Raw genomic sequence first — 24,050 nt, forward strand, 5'->3', positions numbered from 1 at the left:
ATAGGAAGCACCCATGCCATCCCCTGACTCGATCTCCAATACGCTGTCTCACGTCTCCGTGCCGGGGCCGGCTGCAGACTCGATCACGCAATCCAAGGGCAAGGAGCCCGTTCGCAGCGGCCTCACCAACCGCGTGAGCACGGCGCCCAGCACGCCACCGCGTGCCGGTTTTCTGCGCAACATCGGCCGTGCCGTCGTCAACGCGCTGAGCCGGCTATTTGCGGGGCCGCAAACCAACGTCGCGCGCCTATCCAACAGCGAGAAGCGGCAACTCGAGTTCCAACAGAGCCTGCACGGCCTCAGGGATGCCTTGCTCGCTCCCAATGCAACGAAAGACAGCATCAAGGACGCCTTGCTTGCTACAGAAGCGTCCGCGCGAATGCTGCAGAAACAGGACGGCTCCACGGGAAAGCTGATTCAACGCACGTTTCAGGAGCTCTTCTCCAAAGCGAGCCCCGAAGAACAGGGTCGGATCGCAACGGCGCTGCGCAGCGATCAAGTCGCCGAGGCGCAAGCAGAGTTGTGCCACAACGATCGCGCCATACAGGTGCTGATGGGCGCCGAAGTCGCTCTCCATGGAGAAATCACGCGCAGCGTGCAATCGAACGTGCAGCAGCAGATCGATGCCGCTGTGAATGTGATGAAGCTGGGCGGCCCGGCGGCGCGCATCACGGATCATCTGCGACTCGCCTTCGCCGCCGCCGTGCCCCAGGTCAAACCGGGAACCCTGCCGCCCGGCTACCCGACGGACACCGAGGTTCACACCGCGATCCTCAGCTCGCTGATGAAGGTGCCCGATCCGCAACTGCGCAGCACCCTGCTCAGCCATCTCAATGATCAGGATCTCTGCTCGCTCCATGAGGCTGCCCAGGGCTTGGGCGAAGCACCCATCAAGCGGGAGTTGGAAAACGAATTGCAGGAGCGCCCCCAACGTCTTGCCACGAGCGTGCGGCTCCGCGCCCGAGAGCTGGAACAGCGCCACGGCGCGGCAGGCGCGTTCGAGCGCAAGACGTTTCTGCGCGAGGTCTCGGCAATCGCCCGGGGGCTGACCGCTGTCGATCAGCATGTTTCCCGTTACAACGCTTTGGTGAGCACCCCGCCCGAGCTGGCACAGGTCAGGCAGTCCGTCCTCGCGGTGCTGAAAGAGACAATCACTTCCGGGAAGCTCGATCTCAACGACCTCATGGCGATCGAGATCCGGGAGCTCACGTCCGCCTTCGGTGCGCTCGGCGCCTCCGAGGTCGGCAACACGCTGTTGACCGAGGCGCAGGGCAAGATGCTCCGGCAGTGCTGTCACGAGCTGGAAGGCTCGCTGGACAAGCTCGGCAAAGAGCTGATGTCGGGCAAAGACCCTGCGCAGCTGCTGAAGACGTTGACCGAGGCCGCCGAGAAGGCCACGCAGCTCAACGAGACGCGCCACACGCTCGGACCGGTGGCGAAGCAACTCCTCGAGGGGTCGACGGTGCGGGACGTCGTCGCGCAGTGGTACAGCGGCCTTCCCGAGGACGGGCAGTTGAAACTCGTCGCTGCCCTCTCCGGTCCCCACTTCAAGCCGCTCACCGCGGATCTGTTTCAGGCGCACAGCGCCGCGCAGGACGCCAAAGAGACGAAGCTCGCCACGCAATTTCTTCAGATGGCGCAACTGCTGAACGACATCGAGGAAGGAATACGGGAAGAGCTCACCGAGCCGCCGGCCGAGACCCACGCTGCCGCGCCTGCCTCGGAGCCCACGCGGCAAGCGCTCGGCCAGTTGTATGGCGTTACGCTCTCCGGACAACAGGCGACGCTGAAGGCGGGACACTTCAATCCCGAGCAGACCGAGGCCGTCGCGCAACGCCTTGGGCAGCCACTCACGGTCAGCGACCTGAAGTGCGTCCGGGTCGGGACGCAGATCGTCGCCGGCAACTTTCGGGAGGATGCCCGCCGCCGAACGCCGAACATTCATCTTGCAAACGCGGACGGGACTCGCACGCCGCTCGTCGATCATACGAACTGGCCGGCCGAGGACGATACCGACTACAGCAAACGCGACGCGCGCATCGCCGAGGGATTCGTGCGCCTGACCGAGTTCTGCGGGATCGATGCGGCGCAGAGCCTCGTCGTCCATTTGAATCAGCAGATCGCTGCCGGGCTCGGCACGGCCTGTTCACGAGACGGCAGCCCGCTGCATCTGGAAGACGGCACTGCCGGATCGATTCTGGAAAATACTGCCGGCGGCGGCAAGGTCGACATCGACGTCACCATTTCGAAGGGAGACAACGGACAGCTGGCGCTCGATGTCACCTACCGCGCCGAAGGGCGCAACACGCTCGCACCGGTCGACGGTGGCGAGCCGATCATGCTGAGTCCGGACAGCACCGTGCAAATGGACTTTCGTGCCCAGCTGAACAGCGATGGCACGCTCAGCCTGCTGAATACCCCCTCGTATCGTTTCTCGCTCAAGAGGGACGACTTCCCGAAGCACTACGCGCCGCCGACAGTTGCGTCGCTGCGCGAAGCCGCAGACGGAAGCAGCGTACTCGACGACACGCTCATCTATGCGCAGTCGGTCGGAAAGGAGTACCAGATCACTACGCTGCGGGCCGCCAATGCCTTCGAGCGTCAGCCTACGCTTCAGAACGCCATCGCCGTCATGACGGAATGCGATCGCGGCGGCGAGCAGGCCGAAGGACTCATCAGCCCGGAAGTCCGGCAGAAGGTTCGGGCGGCGGCCGAGAACAGCAAGCAGGGAATCCTCGCCTCGCTCGCCATGGCCGAGAGCACCGCCATGCAAATCGTTCAGCATCCGGGCGACTTTGCTGGCATTCCCGCTACGACGGCTTACCGTGCCAGGGCCTTCCTCGAAGCGCTGAATGAGCTCAAGGGGAAGAGCGGCGCAGAATTGCTCGAGGGTGCCGAGCGGCTGTACCACGAGTTCATCGAACAGCCGGAAGCAGGGTCCGGGCGACCGGCGGGGGACACACTGCCGCTGGATCCCGAAGTTCGGGAAGACATCGGCCGGCAGCTGGCCGCGCAGCGGCAGTCGCTGACACAGCACGCGTTCTCCCCCGACCTGTTCGGTCCACTGACCGCCACGCTCGACGAGCGCATCGAGGCGGAAGTGCTGCCGGGCCTGATCGACGCCGTCAAACGCGGCGATATCTGAAGGAACTTTGTCCCGTCGCGAAGTTACCCAAAGTCCAGCCCGCATCGCACTGCTCATCGTATGGCGGGCCAGGGATATGCCACTTCGCATCGACAACGCCACCACTCAGCAACTCGGGACGCGCCAGGACGACAACCTGGCGCAGGACCCGTCTTCGCAAGAAGGAGTGTGGCGCGGCGCGAACGTGCAGGTGGCGGCGAGTGCCGAGGATCTGCTGACGGACGCGGCGGAAGAGATCACCATGGAACACTCCGAGCACGTGGAATCTCACAAGCTCGAGGAACGGGAGATCGAGGAAGAGCCGCCGCTGCAGCTGCCCAACCTGGAGGAAATCCTCACCTACCTGGAATCTTCCGGCAAACAGGACCAGCAAGAGAAACTGCAACAGTTCGTCGAGGCCCTGAAGCGCAACTCGCAGCAAGGCAGCGACACGAGTCCGCGCGAGGAGTCTCGTCGACAGTTCGGCAACGAGACCGAACAGTTCCTCGCGTTGTCGTATGCCGCGCGAGCTCTGGAACAGGAAGGCGGGCACGACGCGCTGCTCGCGCAGGTTCGCGAGTCGCTGCAGGATCTGCACGAGGACGCGGGCTCGCAGATCCGGGCGAACCTCAACACCATCCAAGCCGCCGCCGAGTTCGGCGCCGGCAACGCGGAGCAAGTCGCCGCCTTCCAGTCGACGTACCGGGATGCGGTGCTCAATGGCCAGAACCTCGGCGCGATGCTCAAGGGCACGCTCGAGCGCTTCGGCACCGATGACTATCGGGGCGCGGTGCGCTCCTTGATTCGTGCGCTCGGCGATGACCTGAGCTCGATTCGCGGCGCATCCGTGCAACCGAACCGCCTCAACGCGGTGCTGCAGGATCTGTATCAGATGGAAGTGCTCGCCACCCTGCTCGATGGCTGCCAGTCGCTGTCCAGCAAGATGACCGCCAAACACCAGCTTCCCGCCATCTCGGCGGGCATCCTGATGCAGGACCTGGTCGCCGCGAGCGGTGAGCGCTGGAGCAACGGCAGCCGCTTCAGCGCGATCGCCCAAAAGCATGGCGCGGACGAACCGCCCGCACGCGTCGAGTTCCTGACGCAAGCGAAACACCTGGTGCGAGAGATGCCAGTCAAAGTGTTCGCCGACACCGATGCGCGCTCGAACGTGCTCGATGCCGCGCAGGCTGCGCTCGACGACGCAATCGCGCTCGAAGAGGAAGACGCGTCGTGAGCTGGATCAAACATACATTCGAGGAGCTCGCTCGCAGCATTGGCGTGCCGCGTCTGCTGCCGGATGCCAACGGCCTGGTGTCGCTGCGATTCAGCAACGATCACCGACTCGACTTTCGAGTGCTGGAGGACGCGGTGCTGCTGCTCATGGTGCGCTCGATCGACAGCCACGATCGCCTGCTCGCGTTGCGCCGCGCCTTGGACGCATGTCACCTGCGTCATGGCTGGAACCTGCCCGTGCAAGCGGGACTCTCCCGCGAAGGCAAGCTCGTATTCATCACGCGCGTGCGCACCGCCGACTTTCGGCCGAACACGGTCGAGCAGGCATTCGATCTGCTCACTCGCCTGCACGATCGCGTGCGCCAGCGGTAAGGACGCGCCATGCCCATCAACAACGCACTGGAACGCTACAGCCTGGATCGCGGCCTGGAGAGCATCAGCCGGAGCAGTCTTCCGGACGTGCCGCTGCCGGACGCTGCGCATCTGCCGCCGGCCGATCAGCTCAACCGCCCCGAGCTGGACCGGTTGTTACATCAACCCAACTTGCAGGATTTCCTGGCCGGCGAGCTGCGGCCGGAAATCGCCGACCGTGCATTGCTCACGCCGCAACGATTCGAGCTCACGCTGCGGCGAGCCGCGCAGACGCTGAGCGATGCTTCATCGAAGGACGATGCTCCGGCCTCACCGGCGCTGAAGAAGGCCGCCCGGGCGCTCGGCGAAGAAGCCAATCTTCGCGAGCTGCTGAACATGTACCGCAGCACGCTCTTTCAGGGATAATCGCCATGCCTTCGCCGGACCGGGTCGCACCAAGCTCACGCCCTGCTGCTGCATGGGTGCCGCACGTCAACGCCGCCCCCGAGGTACACCGCGCACTGGCTGAACGTTCGGTAGACGTGGATCAACCGATCGGTCCGCGCAACCCGGTGTTGCGTGCACTGACGAGCTTCGGGAGGCTGCTCACGCGTTGCTGTACGGGATCGACAGCCGGCGCGCCACGCAATCTCTCTGCCGAACAACGAACGGCGCGCCAAACGCAAACGCAGGTCTCTCACCTGTTCAACTGCCTTGCGCCACAGCAGTCGCCTCGCAAAGCGACCAGCGCAGCGGCGTCCCAGAAGGAAACAGACAGGAAGACCAGCCAACTCACGAAAGACCTGCGCACGCTCGCCGCGGCTCACAAGACGATGGTCCAGCAGTACCTGGCTCAAAACGCCACGGCATCGAAGCCCACGGACGCCGCGGAACTGCCGGCCGACGAGGCGAAAGCCGAGGCGGCGAAGGACCTGCACGATGCGCAACTGCAGGCCGACAAGGCGATGGAGAAAGCGGTCAAGGACCTCATCGATACGCAATGGCCGGGCGCAAGCGCGCTCAACCTTGCTCGCGACCTGCATGGACCGCTCGCCGCTGCCGCACAGCGATGTCTCGAGGACGATCCAGAGGCGGCGCGCGTGCTGGGCCTCATCGAGAATTGCGTCGCGAACGCCATTCACGAGCGAGCCAATGCAACCATCGACCGCGAGCTCACGCAGACACTCGACAAGATCCGCAAGAACGAGCTCTCGACCGCCATCAGCGCCCAGGCCAAGGAGTCCTTCGACACGGTGCGGGCCGTGCTCGCCCAACTGCGCGAGCAACACTTGCTCAAGCCGACCGGCGGCGGCACGACGCCGCGACGGGAACGGGCCATTGCCGAACAGACTGCACAGATTCTTCAGCTCCACTTCGCCGCTCTCGCCGCGACCCCGGAGCAACTCGACACGTTGCTGCGTCACCTCGACTCGGAATCGCTGGCGATGCTGGTGGCCGAGCATGCCACGGACGAGATCGTCGCAGCCGCGGTGCGTCGCGAAATCGAGGGGCGTATTCCGCGTTTGATGAACCAGCTCGAGGAACAGATCCGAGGCGACAGCGCGAGCGGGCGGGCGCGTTCCAGCACCGTCTACACGTCGTCTCTCGAGACCGACATGCAGGAGCTGCATTCACTGAAGGAGCAGATCTTCGAGCACAAGATGGTGTTCGGACAGCCGCTGGACCAGGACCGATTCAACGAGCTCGTCACAGTGCTCGACCAGCAGATGGAGCATGTCGCCACGTCCGTTCACCTCCGGCCAACAGGCCGTGGCACCGAGCTGGCCAGCGTCGCCAAGACCGCGGTGAGATTGCTGGACCCGAGCGTCACGCAGCGCCTGCAGGGACACCTGGATGCGCAGATCGAGAAAAAGAAAAACGCCGCGCGCGCCAACGTGACCGCCGCGCTGGGCGTGCTGGCGGGGCGCGATCATCCCAACCGGACAGGCGACTATCTTCTCGCCTGCAGGAACGTGGTGAGCGCGCTGCAGGAGTATTTGCTCACGAAGGGCGAGTCGCCAGCCCAGATTGCGGAACCCGGCCGACTCGAACGGGAGTTGGGCGAGCTCATCGCTTCGCTTCCCGAAGTGAATGCCCAGGCCATGCCCCACATGTTGCAGACCGTGCGTTCAGCGGAGATGGTGAGGCTCGCCCAGGTCCTGTCCGAAGCCGCCAGACAGGCCCAGCATCAGCAGCTGCCTGAGCTGCATGCCGACTTGAGCGCGACCGTTACGGTGATGAGTGTCATCGGCGCCGCCTTGACGCAGAAGTCAGGCAACGCAGTCCGGCCGAACCGCAAGGTCTCCACGCTCACACACGCACCTGGCGCGCTTCAAGAGAACACGCGCGAAACGCTGATGAGTCACTTCTCCACGGACGTACACAAAGACGGCAAGGTCGCGTTGACGGCGGGTCATTGCGCCAAGCCCTTCGCCGACAAGGTCAAAGAGGTCATCGAAACCCCCTTCTCCCTGGACGAGGGTCAATTCGTCACGCTGCCCGGCAACCTCAAGGTTCCCGCGCAGTTCTACGCCGACGCCCTGCGTGACGGCACGGATTATCTCGGCCCCGATGATGAGCCGATCATCAACCGGCGCGACTGGTACCGGCTCAGCGACAACGAGAAAGACGAACGCATCGCGGAAGGCTACCAGAAGCTGCTGAAGTTCTACGAAGGCAACGAGACGCAGACCGCCGGCATCGTCATGAACGCGAACCAGACCCTGACCGCGAGCTTCAAGAACGCCGCGCAGTACGTCAACGATCACAGCCCGCTGCGCCTGGGCGAATATGGCGCTGGCGTGGTGAACCGCGGCGCGATGAACACCGACGAACGCACCACGATCCGCTTCCTCAAGGGCGAGAATCATCAGCCCCAGCTCGAGTTCAGTTATGAGATCCGGGGCGGACGATTCGATCTGGTCGACAGCAAGGGCCAGCTCCTCAATCAGGCGGTATACCTGGACCGCCAGCGCAGTCGCGCGAAGTTCGGGGTCAAGGTGGAGGTGGACGCCGCGCACGGCAAGCTGAAGGTCCTGGACACACCCACCTACGACGTCCATCTCGTGAGGAACTCCGTTCAGCATCCGTTCTCGCTGCCGAAACCGGCGGATTTTCTGGATCAGTATGCGTCGCCGCTGTACCAGGCCGCGATCAGCTTCGCCGAAGACCACTCGCCGGAGACGGTCCCGGCGCTGCAGGCGCTGCGGCGGCTCGTGTTGTGGCACCAGGGGGCGGAGTGGCCTCAGATCCAGAAGCTGTACGACGCCCATTTGCGACCCGGCGCGCCGTCCCCGCTCGTGGAGACGGACAACGTCCGCCGCGCCCGCGAGGTCGTCGGAGAAGTGATGCAGCATACGCTGGGCATCTTCGACGCTGCGAAAGCCGCGGCGCAACAGCGGCTGGATGAAATGCCGCCGAGCCAGGAAGTCCGCGCGCTCACTCAGTTCCTGCATCGTATCGAAGAGTTCGAGAAGAATCCGGCCCGCTCGGTCGCGGACGCCGAAGCGATCCTCGCCAGCTTCCCGCTGCTGCCCGACTCGGAGAATCCCGACCGGATCCAGCTCCCCGAAGAAGTCGTCGGCAGGACCTACAACGCCGTCAACACCGTCAATCAGATCATCAAGGAGGACCTGCAAAGCGCGCTGGTGACGCTGCAGAGCGAGGATCTGAACGACAGCATCGACGGCATGCTGGATGCCTTCACTCGGGAGCTGCAGAAGCAAGCTGCCGAGGACCCTACCCCCGTCAACCTGGACATTTGAGGTCTCATGCCATGAATCTGCGCCACCTGGTCGAAGAGCTCGGCCGCCGTCTCAACACCCCGCTCGTGCTCGATGCCGGCGGTCTCGCCCGCATCATCGTCGACCAGAGTCTGCCGGTGGACTTCGAGCTCGACGAGCCGCACGGACTGCTGCTGGTGTACGCCGTCATCGGCATTCTGCCGGCCGGCCCGGCGCGCGAACAGTTCTTCGAAAAGCTGCTCTCCGACAATCTGTTCGGTGCCCAGATGGCGCCCTGCTCGCCCGCTTTCGATCCGGAGCGCAACGAGATTCTGTTGTGGTTCTCGCTCGGGGAGAGCGCGCACATCGAAGGCGCGGTCGATGCTCTGGAAAAACTGGTGGGCCTCGCCGAACAGTGGCGCGGCGAGTTGACCCGTGCCCAGATGGTCGACGCGACCATCGAGACCGAAGCGTTCGCGCCCTCCGCGCTCAACACCTTCATGCGGGCATAGGCCTCGAACGGCGTCGCCATGCACGAAGACGAACGGACGCTGCTGCTGCTGCTGGCTTACGTCCATCTACAACACAGCGCACCCGCGAAAGCGGAGACTCTCTACGCCGCACTCGTGGCGCTGAACCCGAACGATGCGCTGGCGGCGAAGGGGTTGGCCTGTGCGCGACTCGAATCCGGCAAGCCAAAGGCGGCGCTTGCGGTGCTCGACGGAATCGTCGGGCCGGGAGAGCCAAGCGCTGTGGTGCAGTTACTGAGGGCACGGGCGTTCGCGCAACTGGATCAATCCCAGGACGCGCAAGTCGCGATGCGAGCGTTCGCTGCTGCGAGGACGTCGAAGCGAACGCCCGCGCCGCGGCTTGCCCAGCAGGGCGAACCGTAACGCCATCACGGGTTACTAAGTCGCCACAGGCCGGAACGCCGCGGAGCAATCGCTCCCGTGGGCCGCCGCAGTGGAACACTCATGAATGCCGCCATCGACACTCTGAACTCGCGATTGACGCGCTGGATCCTCATCGGCGCGAATCGCACCGACATCCTGCTCGCGTTCGTCATCGTCGCGGTCATCTTCATGATGATCCTGCCGCTGCCGATCCCGCTGGTCGACACGCTGATCGCCATCAACATCTGCTCGGCCGCGATCCTGCTGATGGTGGCGATGTACATCACCTCGCCGCTGGCCTTCTCGGCCTTCCCGACCGTGCTGCTGGTAACGACGCTGTTCCGCGTCGGCCTGTCGATCGCGACCACGCGCCTGATCCTGCTCAACGCCGATGCCGGCCACATCATCGAGACGTTCGGCAATTTCGTCGTGGGCGGCAACCTGGTGGTCGGCCTGGTGGTGTTCCTGATCCTCACCATCGTGCAGTTCGTCGTCATCACCAAAGGCGCCGAACGCGTGGCCGAGGTCGGCGCGCGCTTTTCGCTCGATGCCATGCCCGGCAAACAAATGTCCATCGACGGCGACATGCGTGCCGGTGTCATCGACATGGAGGAAGCCCGCCGCCGTCGCGGCATCGTCGAAAAGGAGAGCCAGCTGTACGGTGCAATGGACGGCGCGATGAAATTCGTCAAGGGCGATGCCATCGCGAGCCTGATCATCGTGTTCGTCAACCTGCTGGGCGGACTCGCGATCGGCGTGGTGATGCACGGCATGACGGCGGGCGATGCGCTGAACCGCTACGCGATTCTCTCGGTGGGCGACGGTCTCATCGCGCAGATCCCGGCGCTCTTCATCTCGATCTGCGCGGGCATGATCGTGACACGCGTGTCGAACGAAGACGGTACGGCTTCGAACATCGGCAAGGACATCGGTCGCCAGATACTCGCGCAGCCTCGCGCATTCATGATCGCCGGCGTGATCATGCTCGGCTTCGCGCTGGTGCCGGGCATGCCGATGCCGGTGTTCATCACGCTGTTCTTCGTCGTCGGCATCATCGGTTTCGCGCTGCATCGGCACGCAACGCGCCCGGCCGGCAAGGGCTCGGGCGACGTGACCAAGGTGCCTGCCATGGCCGCCGCCGGACAGGCCAAATCTGCTGCATCGCCCTCCGAGCCGGGCAGCGAGTTCACCCCGACGGTGCCGCTGCTCATCGACGTGGCCCAGAATCTTTCGGCGAGCTTCCGCGCGGAGGATCTCAACGAAGAACTGATGAAGGTCCGGCGCGCCCTGTACTTCGATCTCGGTGTGCCGTTCCCCGGCATCAACCTGCGTTTCAACGATCATCTGGCGCCGGGCACCTACGCGATCCAACTGCACGAAGTGCCGGTAGCCAACGGCGAGCTGCGGCCGGACTTCCTGCTGGCGCGGGAGAGCGAGGACACGTTGAAGGCGCTGGGCGTCGAGTACCAGACCGGCAAGAAATTCCTGCCCAACCTGCCCACCCTCTGGGTACCGCAGCGCCTGCGCGAGCCGCTCACCCAGGCCGGCACGAGCACCATGGATGCAACCCAGCTGCTGACCTATCACCTCGCCTTCGTGCTGAAGAAATACGCCGGAGATTTCATCGGTATCCAGGAGAGCCGCTTCCTGCTCGCCTCGATGGAGAGCCGCTTCCCCGACCTGGTGAAGGAAGTGCAGCGTGTGATGGCCATCCAGAAGATCGCCGAGATCCTGCAGCGCCTGGTCTCGGAGGACGTTTCCATCCGCAACCTGCGCACCATCATGGAGGCGCTGATCGAATGGGGCCAGAAGGAGAAGGACTCGGTGCTGCTGACCGAGTACATCCGCTCGGCGCTCAAGCGCCACCTGTCGCACAAATATTCGACCGGGCAGAATCTGCTGCCCGCCTACCTGTTCGCTCCCAACGTCGAAGACACGATTCGCGGCGCGATTCGTCAGACATCGGCGGGCAGCTATCTCGCGCTCGATCCAAACATTTCCCGCAAGCTGCTGGAAAGCATCAAGCGTACCGTGGGCGATATCTCGCGCGCCGCCCAGCGCCCGGTATTGCTCACATCGATGGATATTCGTCGTTACGTGCGCAAGATGATCGAACAGGATCTCTACGAGTTGCCGGTCATCTCCTATCAGGAACTGACGGCAGACATCAACGTGCAGCCGCTCGCGCGCGTGGAGCTCGCATGATCGGGCGCTTCTGCCGTGCCGACGCGCATGGTCTGCCCCGCATCACAGGTCGTCCGCACCTTGCATTGCTGGTGTGCATGAGCTTCCTTCTATGCCTCACATTCGCGCTGCCCGCGGCAGCGAGATCGGATCGGCCTTACCACATTGCCATGGTGCTGCCCCACTCCGAAGGAAACATCGAGCGGGCCTTCGAAGAATACTTCGCGAAACGCGACACACCGTTGCGCACGACCTTGGTCACCTATTCCGGCCGCAGCAGCGATCAGCCGGCGCTGATCAGCAAGCTGCGGCGTCTTGCGCCGGATCTCATCTACACGTCCGACACGGCGACTACGCTGGCCGTCGCCGGTCCCCTGAATGCGGATCGTGAACGTTACATCGCCGACATCCCGATCGTATTCACGTCCGTATCAGATCCCATCGCCGCGGGTCTCGTCACGGATTTGCAACGACCAGCGCGCAAGTTGACCGGCATCATCCCCGTTGCACCGATGAGCACGCAGCTGGATACGATTGCGGCTTACCGGCACTTTGGAAAGCTCGGCTATTTGTATGGACCCAGCGCTCAATCGTTGGCCGTTCGCGATCGCTTGCGTGACTCTGGTCGACGCCGGGGATTCAACCTGGTGGACCGGGCCGTGGCGCTGGATCGCAACGGCGCCATCGACGTCGCAGCCCTTGCCGCGCAGGTCCGGAGCCTCAAGCAGGAGGGCGTGGATTTTTTGTACCTCGGGCCGGAAACTTTCATCACCAGCTCGCTGCAAAAAGCCGTGGCACAGGCCGCGCTGGCAGTCGGCCTGCCGACTTACTCCGCCTTGGAAAGCGCCGTGCACGACAACGGGGCGCTGTTCGGCGTCTTCAGCCCCGACAGCAACGTCGGCCGTTTCGCGGCCCTCAAGGCGATGCGCCTGCTGACGCGCTCGGTGCCAGCGGGCAACGAACCCATCGAGTCGCTCGAGCACTTCTCCATCGTCATCAACATGCAGACCGCACAGCGTCTGCAGCTGTATCCGCCGCTGCTGCTGCTCGATGCGGCGCAGGTCCTCGGCGGTCCGCCCTGAGATCACCCCTTCGAGGAATCGCGATCGTGCCCATCCATCGAGTCGCCGTCGGCGCCAACCTGTACCTGTTCCAGAGCCCGAACCCCAACTCGAATCAATGCGTGATCCTGGCGCACAGCGGCCGGAAGGAGGACGAAGGCGCCACCGCCATGCCCGCCGGCACCTCGACGCACTTCTACACCGCCGATCGCAGCTCGACCGCGGGAAATGTGGCGTCCTCCGTGGCGCTGGGACGCGAAGGCCGAGTGGTCCACGAAACGATCCGCCCCGGCGCCGGCGTCAGCAACTATCGCCTCGAGAAATTCCATGAGCAAGGCGGCGCGACTTATCGCAAGATCAAGAATGAAATGGCGCGAAACACCGGCGCCGAGTGGCAACCGCACGTCGTCACCATCCGCAATCGCAAGCTCGGCGCCGCCCGCACCATGCAGCTTTCAGATGTCATCACCGAAGTCCAGCGCGAGCATCCTGGCATCACGCAATTCCACTTCTCCGGCTGCCGCGGCATCATCGGCGAGCACGAAGACTAGCAGGGTGTTGAAAAAGTCCGTCCTGGACTTTTTCAACCTCGCTTGCAAAAAGGCGTGGCTTTTGCGGCGCTCACGAAATCAAGTGCTTGACGCACATGATTTCGCCGGGCCATCCGTGGCCCGGCACTAGCAGGCATGTTGAAAGAATTTTTCAACAGCCTGCTAGTAGCCGTTCCGGCCGGCGTACGCTGTTCTTCGCGTTATTCCGGTACCCATGTCTGCTCGATGACGCTCGGCGATAGGTCGTGGGCCTGCTTCGTCACATTCCACTGCGCAAGCTCGTCGGAAAGATCCATGGCTTCGGCCAGCCTGCGCAGGCGCGCTGCATTGAGTGCTTCCATGTCGATGTCGAGCGGCGGCGCCAGGAGATTGCTGTGAGCGGAGGCGGCCAGATATAGCCAATGCAACAATGCCGCTTCGGGCGTCGCCCTCAGGTAGCCCCGGACATCGGCCAGGCGATCCGCCTCCCGGCCAGCGACCAGCACGGACTCCGGAATCCCACGGAACTGAAACCGTCCGGCCAATGTAGAGCGCATACCAAGCGAGGGCCGCGGCCGATCGCTCGCGAATGGAACAACCGCCGTTACCATCGCGGTGTAGTTGTTCCAGACACCGCTATCGCCGAGCACGGTTTGCAACGACACCACGCAGCCGGGTCGCAGCCAGGTCGCGGCCTCGGCCAATTCCGCCGGCGGGGTCGCCATTCGATTCAAATAGAGACCTCGAACGACCTTGATCAATCGCCTGGACGCGAGCGCATCGTGAATCCAGCGCTCGAGCGATGCGCGCGACAGCTGCGACTGCTCATGACGTGCGAGCCGATAGAGCGTCGATGTGTTCAGCACGCGCGCAGCGTCGGACTCGGAGAGCCGCAGCTCCAGACGGGTATCCCAGCTTGCTTTTACGGCCCTGGGCTTCTTGCCGGTTGCGCGGTCCACTTCATCACCTCGTTCAAGATGCGCTCCTGCATGGCGGCGTATTCCACTTCATTGATCCGTAGCCGCAAGGCATCCGGAATCACGCTCAATGTCTGGCTTTCGAACAGAGGCCACGGCATCGCAGCCAGTTTTTTGATGAGCTGCCCGCTCACATCGCCGTACTTCGCCTGCAGGTTTGCCATCGCCTCGCCCGAAGGTGCCGCCCCTTCGCCGATGAGCAGATCCAGATCGTAAATGTCACGTGGCGCGATACGATTGTCGTCGAGCAGCGCGTAGAGCTTCATCTCCGCGAGCTTGTCGGCCCTGTAGATGTCGATGTAGACCCGAGAAGAAAAGCTTCGGTCGCGAATCTGCAGCAGAGCCGTCTCGATTTCCTCCTGGTTGATCGCATGCCGGCGCGATACCTCGACGGTCAGCTGGAAGTCTTCGCCTTTCGGTCCCTGGCCATGGATCTTCCACCGCGCCACCGTGTCCGTCTGCTTGGGCTCGGTCACCTGCAGCTTCTTGAAGCCGCCCACGAAAGCCTGATCGATTGCCTTGCGGATCGACTTCACCAGGCTATCGAGCCCTCGCCTTGGATCGTGGTCGAGATCGATGTCCTGGGTGAAACGGGCGCTGTCGGTTCTCACCTTCATCGCGCCGCCGCCCTTCAGGATGAGCTCGCCCGGCTGGCGCGCTTTGTAGATGGCCGCCAGCAGGCGCTCCTGAAAGGCATTGCGCAGGTCGGCTTTCGAATCCATCGCAGCCCCCAAAGTTAAGTACATTAGCTGCACTATAGCAGATAACGAACTTAACTCTAGTGCGCGAATTTGTTTTTTATCTTATAAAAACAATCACTTAATAGAACCTGCGTACCGCAGCGTCACACACGTGATGTCGTCCGCTTGCGGCGCGCCGGTCATGTATTGCTGGACGGCCTTCACTACTTCAGCTGGATATGCATCCGCCGGTGCGTCCGGGTCGATGCTCGCCAAGGTGTCGAGCAACGCGGCGTCGCCGAAGAGCGCACCGTCCACATTCTGCGCTTCTGTGATCCCGTCCGTGTAAAGAAACAAAACATTGCCCGGCGCGAGGTCGAGCTCGCCTTCCAGGATCGTGGCCTGCTCGGCGATGCCCAGCGCCATGCCGCCTCGGCAGTCCAGCATGCGCAATTCGTTTCCCGCGCGTAGCACTGGAGGGTTGTGGCCGCCCGTGGCGTAGATGAAGTGTCCGGTCGCGGGATCGAGAATGCCGTAGAAGAGCGTGACGAACATCATCTCTTCGTTCTCCGACACCAATGAGGAATTCACCCGTGCCAGCGTCTCCGCGGGCGAGTCGACGAAACGCGCGCTCATTTTCAGCAGCGTGCGACAGATGGCCATGAAAAAGGCCGCGGGGACGCCCTTACCCGAGACATCGGCAACCACGACGCCGATCCGTCCTCCATCCAGAGGGAAATAATCGTAGAAATCGCCGCCTACCTCCTTGGCGGGCAGAATGAAGCTGGCGAGAGATACATCCGAACGCTGCGGGAACTGTCGCGGCAACACCGACAGCTGCATGCGCCGTGCGATCTCCAGTTCCTGCTGGAGAGCGACGAACGCCTGCTTGGTTTTCAAGGCCTCCCGCAGTTCCTCGATGAGCTCGTGCAGCCGTCCCTGCTGGTCCAGGATGCGTTCGGAGAGGCGTCCCAGCACGAAAGCCACCGTCGACAGCTGATTGCTGTCGTCCGTCGCGGCACCCTCCTCGGCCAGCACGCTCACCAGGTCGGCTGCGATCTCCTGCCTCGCCTCCTCATCCAGCGTCGCCGCCAGGTCACCGAGCTCCTCGCGGATGATGGATTCCTGTCGCCAACGTTCCCGCTGCCGCTCTTCCGTCAGTACTTCGAGATTCAACAATGCTTCGCGCAGACGCGCGATGCCATCGGCGATCTGCCCGGTCTCGTCCCGATGCTGAGCATCGAGCCGTACCGAAGTGTCGCCGCGAGACAGTGCCGTCAACACATTGACCGCGCCGGAGAGCGGTTCGAACGCACGGCGCAGATGAATGAACAACGCACTGAGAATGGCCGCGATGGTCACGACCGCCACGCCGACGATGCCGAGCATCCATCGCAACTCGCCGGCCCGCTCCATGGATGTTTCCTGCATCGTGATCAGGCTCGCCACCAGTTGCCCGTCGGGCCCGGCCACAGGGGTCGCCGCGAATCGATAGTATCCGTCGGGATACCCTTGATTGCGTATCTCCGCACGCCGCAGGGCGATCTCCGGTTGCAGGCGATTGAACAACGCCGTGCCGTTGCCGACTACTGCATGGCCACGCAGATCGGCGAGCACTACCGGACGCGCCAGCCCGTCAGACAACTCATCGAGCACGGATTTCACCGGCTGGCCGACCACGACGCCGCCGATCACCTGGTCCTTCATACGAATGGGCGATGCAGCCACGAACGAAAATTCATCGCTGGTGGTGTCGGCAACACCCGAGAGGTGTTCATCGCCACCGAGCACGCGCTGCACCCCACCCACGTCGAGTTGCAGCTCCTGTGAGAATGCCAGCGACGAGGTGTAAAGAAGTGCGCCCTCGCGATCGAATACATCGACGCGCGCATCCTTGCTCAACACGCTCGATGCCTTGCGAATGGCAGCAACATCCTTGGCCGAGAGCGCGCGCGCCAGATCCGGATTGGCGGCGAGCACGCTGGCGGCACCGTCCAGTCGCTCGAATACCACGGCCTGAAATTTTCGCCAGGCGATCTGCTGCGTGTCGAGCACGAGCCGGTCGAATCGATCGTTCTCGGTAGTGCGCCAGGTCGCGACGATGCCGATCAGCGTCAGCACCAGCAACGTCGACGCAAACGCGAAGACCATCATCAAGCGGGTTCGCAGTGACATCAGCGCATCCTGCCCCAGGGGTTGCGGCGCGCCGCGAACAGCGCTGCGAGCCCGGCGACAATGATGGCAAGCGCCACGGGATGCGATGCATCCGCGGAGAGCTTGCCGACCGTCCAGATCGCCAGCAACGCAGCAGCGACCCCCAGGGAGAAACCTGTCACCGCTCGCGATGGCGGCGCTCTCCAACAATCCGGAACAGCGCCCAGAGCACCCGCCGTGCACGCCGCGCCGAGCCAGGTGAGCCAGGTCGGGCTCGCCCACGCAGCCAGCGCCTGCGGCAGCAACGGCTGGATCAACCAGACCGAGGCAATGACGGCGAGAGCGATGGCAAGCGCGGTGCGTGGCCGCTCCCGGGCGCTGGCAAGAATGAGCAGGCCGGGCAGCTGCACGATCATGATCCAGAGCGCTTCCTCGGGACTGGTCACGCTCATGGCGAATGCCGCGGTTGCCCCACTCCACACCGCACCGCTCAACAAAGGCGCAAGCGCGACGCGCTCTCGCCGCGGTCTCGAAACTGGAATTTCTTCATCGGCGACGCGATAGATCAACCAGCCCGCAGCGACGACGGCAAGCCCCGCAGCGATGAAGTACAGCCACACGGGATCAGCAAATGTATTCAATGCCGCGACGGCGGCGAACACGACAATCGGACCGGCGACCGTGCCGGCGAGCAGCGCCGACGCGACCACGGGGCGTATATATGCACGGCCCGCTTCCATCGCCGCACGCGCAGCGAGCGTGCTGGCAGCCCCTGCCAACAGGTTGCCGGCAATCTGTACCCATTCGAAGCCGGCCGCATCGAATGAATGAGTCGCCGTCAAGGCATTGCAAACATTCGCCAGCGCCGCCACGCCGAATCCCGCCACCAGTCGCGTCGGCCATCGGACCGCCAGACCGCGCGCACCGATCACGAGCCCCACGCCCCATTGAGTCAGGTCGGTCAGCGAAAAAACCGTCGGCAGATTCGCCAGTAGGACGGCCAACGCGGCGAAGCATCGAGCTGTGTCGGCATCGGGCCACGCGCGGCGGTCGCATGGTCTTCCGCCATCGGCAAAACGGAACCGCGCGCACAATTCCGCCACGAGCGTGCCCATTTCGGTGCGCTTGTCAGCATCGGGCTCGGTCCGCCGCAGCGAGTCGATCAAGCGCGCGACGCGTTGGTAGCGCTCGTTCAGCAGAAATACCTGGTCTCGCAGCAGCGACAGGCGGCCGTCGCCGGCGTTCGCCGCCGACAGCTTCCAGGTGACGCGAAAATCCCGCCGCCGCACCGCCTCGCTTTGACGCAGCAGATGTGCGGCGTTGAAGCCGTCCCTGCCCACGTCCAGTAGACGCGCCAGCTCCAGCAGAGGAATGGCGAGCCCGATCGCAACCCCGATCACGACGACCGCCAGACGCAGGAAGACCGGCAGATCGCTCGGCGGCACGAAGTCCGCCTGCAGCTTGCCGACATTTGCTATCGGCGCCTCGAGCGTGCCAGCCTGGCCGTTCGTGTGTTTTCCATCGCGCCACACGACCGTGTCACCGTGGTCCAGCAGCCGCAACGATGCCAGACCGCTGGCGGCTGTGACTCGGGAACGGATCAGATCCTCGAGGCCGACCATTCGGTCGAGCGGAACCCCGAGATGACTGGCCCGCGCGACACTTGCAGCCACGGACTGCAACGCGATCTGCGCAGTCGCCCTGTGTTCTTGAAGAGCGCGCTCCCGCAGCGAGCCGGCCACCACGAGCAATGTGATCAATGTCCCGAAGGCGAGCAGTACCAGCACGCTGACTGACGCGTGATGTCTCATGACCCGAGTCCGGCAATGCGATGCGCTTCATCGTTCACGCGCGCGATGTCGCCGCGCGCCTCTTCGATGACGTGCATGACGTCCGACACGACACCATCCGCCGCAGGATCGAGCGCCCGGGCACGCCGCTCCGTCAGCCATCCAACCAGCAAAGTCAGCAGTCCCACGAGGGTCGCAGCCCACACTACCGGCGCCGGCAACATCACTTCATCTTCGTCGTGCTCGGTCTGATGTGTCAGCACCAGATATCCGGCGATCTCACCGGTGGCATCGCGTAAGGCGGCCGCGAGACTAAGCTCGCCGCCGCTGACGACCTGCCACCCTGCTGGAGTCGCATGCATCGCTTGCCGCCACGAGGGCGGAATGAGCTCGTTTCGCAGCACGCGATCGGAGGAAAAGAGCACGCGGCCATCCTCGGAATCGATCTCGACGGACGCCAGCATCGAAGTGTCGGCGACGGCATTCTCGAGCATCACCTGGGCACGCTCGTTATCGGCAAGCGCGATGCCGACGTGCAAATCCGTTTCCAGCGCCGTGCGCAGCCGCGCTGTCACGCTCTGCAGACGCTGCGTCTCCATGCGCTGCAGACTCACCGCGTTCACGGTGCTGCCCAGAACGCCCATCAGCAGCATGCTGATGAACAGCGTGAGCGCGATCACCACGCGGCTCGTCATGGACAGTCACTCGATTGGCGGGCGAAGAGATGCTTTCGCAGCGATACGAAGTTGCGGCCGTCCATGCGGGCGTAGTGCCATGCATCCATCAGCGTGCGGACCAGATGAACGCCCAGACCGCCGACCGGACGGCGCTCGATATCGGCGGTCAGGTCCGGCGGCGCGATGGAAAACGGATCGAACGGACGTGCATCGTCGATGAGGACGATGTCGAGAACGTCGCCCGCGCGTTCCATGCGCACCACGATGCAACCAGGTTGCCCCACGCCCAGGCCGTGCATGATCACGTTGGTGATCAGTTCGTCGAGCACCAGGTTGACCTGGAACACCGTCGCTTCGGCAAGACCGGCCGCCTCACCCCAGCGGGCAACGTCGTCGGCCAACGCGACGATGTCGCGCAGATCGGTGACCAGTCGCCGCTCGAAACTCAGGTCCATGGTGAATATCAGCTCGCGTCAGCCGGCTTTCTGCAGGACTTCCTTCAACGAATCAAAGAAATCCTTGGTGACCGTGCTGCTGGTCTGGATCGTGATCGTCCAGTTGCCGAGCGCCTGCTGCAGGGCCAGCGAGTCGGTCACCGACGGACTGTCCTTGGCGCCGATCGTGGTCAGCAGGTTGTTGAGGTTGTTCTCGGTGCTCGCCGTTATCTGGCCCAGCGAGCTGTTGATCGTGTCCAGGTCGAGCCCACCACCCGGCCCCGCGCCCACACCGGCGCCACTCACCGCGGGATTGAAATTGATCATCTTGCTTCTCCACTGCTGCAACGATTTCGAGCGCGGCGGCGAGCGCTGTCCGGCTCGCCTGCCAGCTCACATACACATCACGCGCTCCGCCGGCGGACATCGCCTGCGCGAAGCATTCGATCCGTTCCCGTAACGCTTGCGCGATCGTGGGAGCGGACTTCGTCTTCAACGAATCCATCGAGCCATCACCTTTCACCCGCGCCGGCGGACATCGCTCGCTTCGTACCATCCCGCAGCAGCACGTAAGGCATCGGACCTTTGACGACCGCGACGATGTCCTGCGCGACCGGCGCTACCGATGGCGGCAACACGCCCGGTGCGCGGATCTCCTCGACGATCGCGAGCGCAGCGCCAAAACGCTGCTCGAGTTTCTGATGCACGCCGAGCCAGCTCGGACGATCGCCATCCGGCAGCACGCCGCGCACGATGAGGCGGCCGCTGTCGTTGCGATCCAGCTCGCCGGCAATGCGTCCGGCCAGGCCCGCCTCGTTCAGCGCGGCGCTCAGGAAACCGAGCACTTCGTCGCCGGCGAGGACTTGGGAGTCGATGGCTTTGAGCCCCGGCACTCCATCCCACAACGCCGCGACGATCTGGTCGCGCAGCTTCGCTTCACTCACGCGTCCCGTCAGAACCAGCCGGCCCGCGTGCACCTTTTCGAGTGCGACACCGGACTGAGGGAACAGCGACAGTGCATCGCTGGCGAGCGCATCGAGATCTTCGTCCGCGCTCAACTGCAGCAGCACGGCAGGCTCGATCGCTCGCGCGTCTCTCGTCAGCTTCACTTTCTCTGCCCGCGTCGCGACCGTGCCGGTCAACTTCAAACGCGCAGTGCCGACGTGCTCGAACTGCACCTCGCCAGGCGCCGACGCGGCAAGCCTGGTCAGCTCATCAACGGGCCGATGCGAATCCTCGACATCCGCGGCGGACCGCGACGGCGCCAGGGACATCACCAGCACCATCACGCCACAAAGCAGAAATGCAGCGGTGCCCGCCAGGCCGATCACCCAGAACGGCACCTTTCGTCGCGACGCAGTCGCCGACACCGCGGCGTCAGCGCCAGTCGACGGCGCAACGGTTTGGGCTTCGCGCCGGTCGTCGGAAAGAATTTGCTCGGTGACAGGCATGTCGTCGGCGCCACCCTCGGCGGCCAGCGATGTTTGCTCATCGCCGCCCGGAGACTCCGATTCAACGGCTGCAGTGTCGGGCTCGACATGTTTTCGCAATGCCTCCGGATCCGCGGGCCACGGTGCTTGTGGATCGTCCACCGCGAACAGCCACTGATCGAGCTCGAACACCTGTCCTTGCATGAGTGCGACGAGCCCGGTCACGCAGCGCCCGCCGAGCCGCACAGCGTCCGAGAGCGATTCGAGCCCGATCGATCGTTGCCCGATGTAGAGCACGAAGGCGAGCTGTTGCTCGGGCAATCCTTCGAGCACGACGTCGCAGGTTTCGTCGGCGCCGGCGCGATATGTGCCCGCGCCGAGCGGCAAACGACAACCGGCTTGCGGGCCGGAAAGGACTCGAAGCTCCATCGTTGAACCAACCTCGACTCGACGTAATCGCCATCACGGCATGTCCCGTGGCATGACGGATGGGTAACGGTCGAGACGGAATTGGTTCGGAGCGAAGCAAAAGTGCCGGCGTAGCGCGGCTCAGGCGGCGCGCGACGCCGCGACGGACGAGTCCAAAGCGGACATCTCACGCCTCAATGTTTCCAGGAAGCGATGGACCATCGTCGGCAAGCGCCGCCCGTGCATCGTGATCACCTGCATGGAACGTGCAGCGAGCTGCGGCGCTTCGATGCGTTTGACGACAAACCCGCCGCGGGCACAGAGCTCCTGCATCACCAGGCGATTGCCGACCGCGACGCCGCTGGTGAGCGACGTGAATTGATGAATGACCGCGGGGCAATCGGTGACCAGCAGCGGCTCGAAGCGTTTGCCGGCGGCTGCGCAATGATCGTCCAAGAGCCGGCGCAGCGCGGCGTCGTGCTCCGGCACGGCCAATGGATGAGCGAGCAACTCATCGAGCGTGATCGAGGGCTTGCGCGCCAGCGGATGCCCGTAGCGGCACAGCACTTCCACCGGCGAGTCGGCACTGAAGGCAACATTCACGTTGCCCGAATGCCCGGTCGAGCAGGACAGGCCGAGATCGATCTCTCCCTTCTCGACCCAGGACTCGATGTTCTCCGGCGAGCCCGAGCGCACCACGAAGCGGGCGATGGGCTGTTCGCGATGAAAAGCCGCCATGATCTTCGGCAGCAACGAAGCGAATCCTTCGTCGCAACCGATGCGCACGTTGCCGCGCGCCTGCGCATGCGATGAGGAGATCTCGGCGAGTACGGCACTGGCCTCCAGAAACACGCGGCGCGCATGTTCGGCCAGCACTTCGCCCGGCCGCGTGAGCACCATGCCGCGGGCGGTTCTTTCGAACAGGTCGGCGCCGATCTCACGTTCCAGCATCGCGATCTGCCGGCTGATCGCCGAGACCGCCACGTGCAGCTTCTCCGAAGCGGCGGCGAGCGAGCCGGTGCGAGCCACTTCGTCGAAGTATCTCAATGCGGTGCTGTGAACCATCCCACTTCTCCGGAAAGCCAAAGTCGATCGGCGATCGCGCCGTGGAGGGAATGATCCGCGGGGCAGCGAGGCGGCCCCATACGCCGAACGGGTGGGCGGGCGGGAGCCGCCGGGTAGCACGGCCGGTCACCCACCCGTCCGAGTGACGCGCCCCACCCGTCCGTAGCGTTGCATGGCGCGCCAGCGCGCGCGCGAACCTTTCTATTTCTCTGGTTACTCATTCGCCGTTCCCACCCAGCACGCTTGCCGTTTCGGCAACGCTGCTTCGAAACATTGAAATCCGCGCGCAGCTGCGCCTGCCTAGAGTGCCTCCCCACAGCAACTTCGTAATCAATTGCTAGGGAGAGATTTGTGGAACACCTGATTCAGCACGACCGCCCTGTTGTCGGCAACACGCGTACCGCTGCGCTCACCGCCGACGGCGACATCAAGCCCGTCGCGTCATCCGCCCGCAGCACGGAGCAGCAATTCAGCGAATTGGTGAAACTCTATCGCACGCCGATCTATCGCTTCGTGATCCGGCACATCGGCAATCCAGCGGATGCCGAGGACATCGCACAGCAAACATTCGTGGATGCGTACGGCGCGCTGCAGACCTTCCGCGGACAGTCGGCGCTCTCGACCTGGTTGTATGGCATCGCGATGAACCTGGTGCGGAACTATCTGAACCGCGCGCCGCATCGCGTTCGAAAATACGAGTCCGACGACGTGCTGGCTTCGATGGCCACGGACTCGGATGGACCCGACACGCTCATCCAGCGTGCGGAGTTGTTCACTCGCCTCTATTCGGAAGTCGACTCCCTCTCGGACGAGCTGCGTCAGACGTTCCTGCTGGTCGCGATCGAAGGCCGCTCGTACGAAGAGGCGGCGCAGATGCTGAGCATTCCCATCGGCACCATCCGCAGTCGTTTGTTTCGTGCGCGCGAAGCGATCAAGGCGCGGCTCCCCGAACTGCACGACGCGCTCACCGCCTGAGCCGAGAAACTGCAGCCGAGAACTTTTTTTCTGTGGGCGTTACTACACCGGCACAGAGCTGACCGAAGGAAGCTACAGATGACCGCATCGAAAATGTTGACTCAGGAACAGATCGACGCCGGCCTGCGCGAGACGCGGGCGGCCATCGAGCGAGGCCGCAAGACACTGGAGAAGTCGCGCGAGGTCCAGGCCAAGACCGGCCTGACGCCGGACAAGCTCCAGCACATCGTCCAGCGGCTCTCGCCCCGCGCCCGCATGTGGGTCGGCACGCTCGTTTCCGATCGGATGAGCGAGATCACGGGAAACAAGCGGCCCGCTGCCAAGATGCCGCGCAAACCGCGCGCCATGGTCTGAGCCGCACG

21 protein-coding genes are annotated in these 24,050 nt (G+C 63.9%); 12 read left to right on the top strand and 9 right to left on the bottom strand.

Annotated elements, in window-relative coordinates; genetic code table 11:
• Nucleotides 1-13 precede the first annotated feature (13 nt).
• From EKO19_RS33135 to EKO19_RS33180, 10 genes are all read left to right on the top strand, one after another.
• Nucleotides 14-3,145: a hypothetical protein gene (locus EKO19_RS33135; protein WP_129781716.1), complete on the top strand. Its 3,132-nt coding sequence runs from the start codon at nucleotides 14-16 to the stop codon at nucleotides 3,143-3,145.
• Between the two features lie 76 nt (nucleotides 3,146-3,221).
• Nucleotides 3,222-4,358, top strand: coding sequence for a type III secretion system gatekeeper subunit SctW (gene sctW / locus EKO19_RS33140; RefSeq protein ID WP_129781717.1), 1,137 nt, complete (start codon nucleotides 3,222-3,224; stop codon nucleotides 4,356-4,358).
• Nucleotides 4,355-4,729, top strand: a complete 375-nt coding sequence (locus EKO19_RS33145; RefSeq protein ID WP_129781718.1) for a type III secretion system chaperone family protein — start codon at nucleotides 4,355-4,357, stop codon at nucleotides 4,727-4,729. Before sctW ends, EKO19_RS33145 begins: the two co-directional genes overlap by 4 nt.
• A 9-nt stretch (nucleotides 4,730-4,738) precedes the next feature.
• A complete protein-coding gene (gene sctX, locus EKO19_RS33150) occupies nucleotides 4,739-5,134 on the top strand; it encodes a type III secretion apparatus assembly protein SctX (RefSeq protein ID WP_129781719.1) in 396 nt (131 codons plus the stop codon).
• A 116-nt stretch (nucleotides 5,135-5,250) separates the two neighbouring features.
• Nucleotides 5,251-8,472: a hypothetical protein gene (locus EKO19_RS33155; protein ID WP_129781720.1), complete on the top strand. Its 3,222-nt coding sequence runs from the start codon at nucleotides 5,251-5,253 to the stop codon at nucleotides 8,470-8,472.
• Nucleotides 8,473-8,483: 11 nt separating this feature from the next.
• On the top strand, nucleotides 8,484-8,942 hold the full coding sequence (locus tag EKO19_RS33160) for a type III secretion system chaperone (RefSeq protein ID WP_129781721.1): 459 nt from the start codon (nucleotides 8,484-8,486) through the stop codon (nucleotides 8,940-8,942).
• Nucleotides 8,943-8,960: 18 nt separating this feature from the next.
• A complete protein-coding gene (gene sctY / locus EKO19_RS33165) occupies nucleotides 8,961-9,323 on the top strand; it encodes a type III secretion apparatus assembly chaperone SctY (RefSeq protein WP_129781722.1) in 363 nt (120 codons plus the stop codon).
• An 81-nt stretch (nucleotides 9,324-9,404) separates the two neighbouring features.
• Nucleotides 9,405-11,528 (top strand): type III secretion system export apparatus subunit SctV, encoded by a 2,124-nt coding sequence (sctV, locus tag EKO19_RS33170; RefSeq protein WP_129781723.1) that lies wholly within the window; start codon nucleotides 9,405-9,407, stop codon nucleotides 11,526-11,528.
• Entirely contained in the window at nucleotides 11,525-12,589 is a 1,065-nt protein-coding gene (locus tag EKO19_RS33175) for an ABC transporter substrate binding protein (protein WP_129781724.1), read from the top strand. The genes sctV and EKO19_RS33175 overlap by 4 nt, the downstream gene beginning before the upstream one ends.
• Nucleotides 12,590-12,615: 26 nt before the next feature.
• Nucleotides 12,616-13,119: a putative adhesin gene (locus EKO19_RS33180; protein ID WP_129781725.1), complete on the top strand. Its 504-nt coding sequence runs from the start codon at nucleotides 12,616-12,618 to the stop codon at nucleotides 13,117-13,119.
• Nucleotides 13,120-13,319: 200 nt separating this feature from the next.
• Here the strand turns inward: EKO19_RS33180 and EKO19_RS33185 are convergent, their stop codons facing one another.
• The 9 genes from EKO19_RS33185 to EKO19_RS33225 form a co-directional block, all read right to left on the bottom strand.
• Entirely contained in the window at nucleotides 13,320-14,057 is a 738-nt protein-coding gene (locus tag EKO19_RS33185) for a hypothetical protein (protein WP_129781726.1), read from the bottom strand.
• Nucleotides 14,021-14,797 carry a nucleotidyl transferase AbiEii/AbiGii toxin family protein gene (locus EKO19_RS33190; RefSeq protein ID WP_157995555.1) on the bottom strand — a complete coding sequence of 259 codons (777 nt, stop codon included), beginning with the start codon at nucleotides 14,795-14,797 and terminating at the stop codon, nucleotides 14,021-14,023. The genes EKO19_RS33185 and EKO19_RS33190 overlap by 37 nt, the downstream gene beginning before the upstream one ends.
• 93 nt (nucleotides 14,798-14,890) lie before the next feature.
• Nucleotides 14,891-16,930, bottom strand: a complete 2,040-nt coding sequence (locus EKO19_RS33195) for a PP2C family protein-serine/threonine phosphatase (RefSeq protein ID WP_129781728.1) — start codon at nucleotides 16,928-16,930, stop codon at nucleotides 14,891-14,893.
• On the bottom strand, nucleotides 16,930-18,720 hold the full coding sequence (locus EKO19_RS33200) for a hypothetical protein (protein ID WP_129781729.1): 1,791 nt from the start codon (nucleotides 18,718-18,720) through the stop codon (nucleotides 16,930-16,932). The genes EKO19_RS33195 and EKO19_RS33200 overlap by 1 nt, the downstream gene beginning before the upstream one ends.
• Complete coding sequence (locus EKO19_RS33205; protein ID WP_129781730.1) at nucleotides 18,717-19,394, bottom strand: cache domain-containing protein; 678 nt, start codon at nucleotides 19,392-19,394, stop codon at nucleotides 18,717-18,719. The genes EKO19_RS33200 and EKO19_RS33205 overlap by 4 nt, the downstream gene beginning before the upstream one ends.
• Nucleotides 19,391-19,831 (bottom strand): ATP-binding protein, encoded by a 441-nt coding sequence (locus EKO19_RS33210; protein ID WP_129781731.1) that lies wholly within the window; start codon nucleotides 19,829-19,831, stop codon nucleotides 19,391-19,393. The genes EKO19_RS33205 and EKO19_RS33210 overlap by 4 nt, the downstream gene beginning before the upstream one ends.
• An 18-nt stretch (nucleotides 19,832-19,849) precedes the next feature.
• Nucleotides 19,850-20,137 (bottom strand): EscF/YscF/HrpA family type III secretion system needle major subunit, encoded by a 288-nt coding sequence (locus EKO19_RS33215; protein WP_129781732.1) that lies wholly within the window; start codon nucleotides 20,135-20,137, stop codon nucleotides 19,850-19,852.
• Nucleotides 20,138-20,322: 185 nt separating this feature from the next.
• Nucleotides 20,323-21,669 (bottom strand): type III secretion system inner membrane ring subunit SctD, encoded by a 1,347-nt coding sequence (gene sctD / locus EKO19_RS33220; RefSeq protein WP_129781733.1) that lies wholly within the window; start codon nucleotides 21,667-21,669, stop codon nucleotides 20,323-20,325.
• Nucleotides 21,670-21,789: 120 nt separating this feature from the next.
• A complete protein-coding gene (locus EKO19_RS33225; RefSeq protein ID WP_129781734.1) occupies nucleotides 21,790-22,713 on the bottom strand; it encodes a LysR family transcriptional regulator in 924 nt (307 codons plus the stop codon).
• A 351-nt stretch (nucleotides 22,714-23,064) separates the two neighbouring features.
• Here EKO19_RS33225 and EKO19_RS33230 point away from each other — a divergent pair, with 351 nt between their 5' ends.
• Both EKO19_RS33230 and EKO19_RS33235 read left to right on the top strand, forming a co-directional pair.
• Nucleotides 23,065-23,688: a sigma-70 family RNA polymerase sigma factor gene (locus EKO19_RS33230; RefSeq protein ID WP_157995556.1), complete on the top strand. Its 624-nt coding sequence runs from the start codon at nucleotides 23,065-23,067 to the stop codon at nucleotides 23,686-23,688.
• Between the two features lie 78 nt (nucleotides 23,689-23,766).
• The gene (locus EKO19_RS33235) at nucleotides 23,767-24,042 is read left to right on the top strand and encodes a hypothetical protein (protein ID WP_129781736.1); all 276 of its coding nucleotides are present in this window, start codon (nucleotides 23,767-23,769) and stop codon (nucleotides 24,040-24,042) included.
• The last annotated feature ends 8 nt before the right edge of the window (nucleotides 24,043-24,050 follow it).

Source organism: Peristeroidobacter soli (assembly GCF_004138485.1).
In the GTDB taxonomy this organism is placed as follows: Bacteria; Pseudomonadota; Gammaproteobacteria; order Steroidobacterales; family Steroidobacteraceae; genus Steroidobacter; species Steroidobacter soli.

Excerpts from the sequence above, each read along its gene's own strand:
- EKO19_RS33135 (WP_129781716.1), top strand. The coding sequence starts at position 14 with ATGCCATCCCCTGACTCGATCTCCAATACGCTGTCTCACGTCTCCGTG.
- sctW (WP_129781717.1), top strand. The coding sequence starts at position 3,222 with ATGCCACTTCGCATCGACAACGCCACCACTCAGCAACTCGGGACGCGC.
- sctX (WP_129781719.1), top strand. The coding sequence starts at position 4,739 with ATGCCCATCAACAACGCACTGGAACGCTACAGCCTGGATCGCGGCCTG.
- EKO19_RS33160 (WP_129781721.1), top strand. The coding sequence starts at position 8,484 with ATGAATCTGCGCCACCTGGTCGAAGAGCTCGGCCGCCGTCTCAACACC.
- sctY (WP_129781722.1), top strand. The coding sequence starts at position 8,961 with ATGCACGAAGACGAACGGACGCTGCTGCTGCTGCTGGCTTACGTCCAT.
- sctV (WP_129781723.1), top strand. The coding sequence starts at position 9,405 with ATGAATGCCGCCATCGACACTCTGAACTCGCGATTGACGCGCTGGATC.
- EKO19_RS33175 (WP_129781724.1), top strand. The coding sequence starts at position 11,525 with ATGATCGGGCGCTTCTGCCGTGCCGACGCGCATGGTCTGCCCCGCATC.
- EKO19_RS33190 (WP_157995555.1), bottom strand. The coding sequence starts at position 14,797 with ATGGATTCGAAAGCCGACCTGCGCAATGCCTTTCAGGAGCGCCTGCTG.
- EKO19_RS33195 (WP_129781728.1), bottom strand. The coding sequence starts at position 16,930 with ATGTCACTGCGAACCCGCTTGATGATGGTCTTCGCGTTTGCGTCGACG.
- EKO19_RS33200 (WP_129781729.1), bottom strand. The coding sequence starts at position 18,720 with ATGAGACATCACGCGTCAGTCAGCGTGCTGGTACTGCTCGCCTTCGGG.
- EKO19_RS33205 (WP_129781730.1), bottom strand. The coding sequence starts at position 19,394 with ATGACGAGCCGCGTGGTGATCGCGCTCACGCTGTTCATCAGCATGCTG.
- EKO19_RS33210 (WP_129781731.1), bottom strand. The coding sequence starts at position 19,831 with ATGGACCTGAGTTTCGAGCGGCGACTGGTCACCGATCTGCGCGACATC.
- EKO19_RS33215 (WP_129781732.1), bottom strand. The coding sequence starts at position 20,137 with ATGATCAATTTCAATCCCGCGGTGAGTGGCGCCGGTGTGGGCGCGGGG.
- sctD (WP_129781733.1), bottom strand. The coding sequence starts at position 21,669 with ATGGAGCTTCGAGTCCTTTCCGGCCCGCAAGCCGGTTGTCGTTTGCCG.
- EKO19_RS33225 (WP_129781734.1), bottom strand. The coding sequence starts at position 22,713 with ATGGTTCACAGCACCGCATTGAGATACTTCGACGAAGTGGCTCGCACC.
- EKO19_RS33235 (WP_129781736.1), top strand. The coding sequence starts at position 23,767 with ATGACCGCATCGAAAATGTTGACTCAGGAACAGATCGACGCCGGCCTG.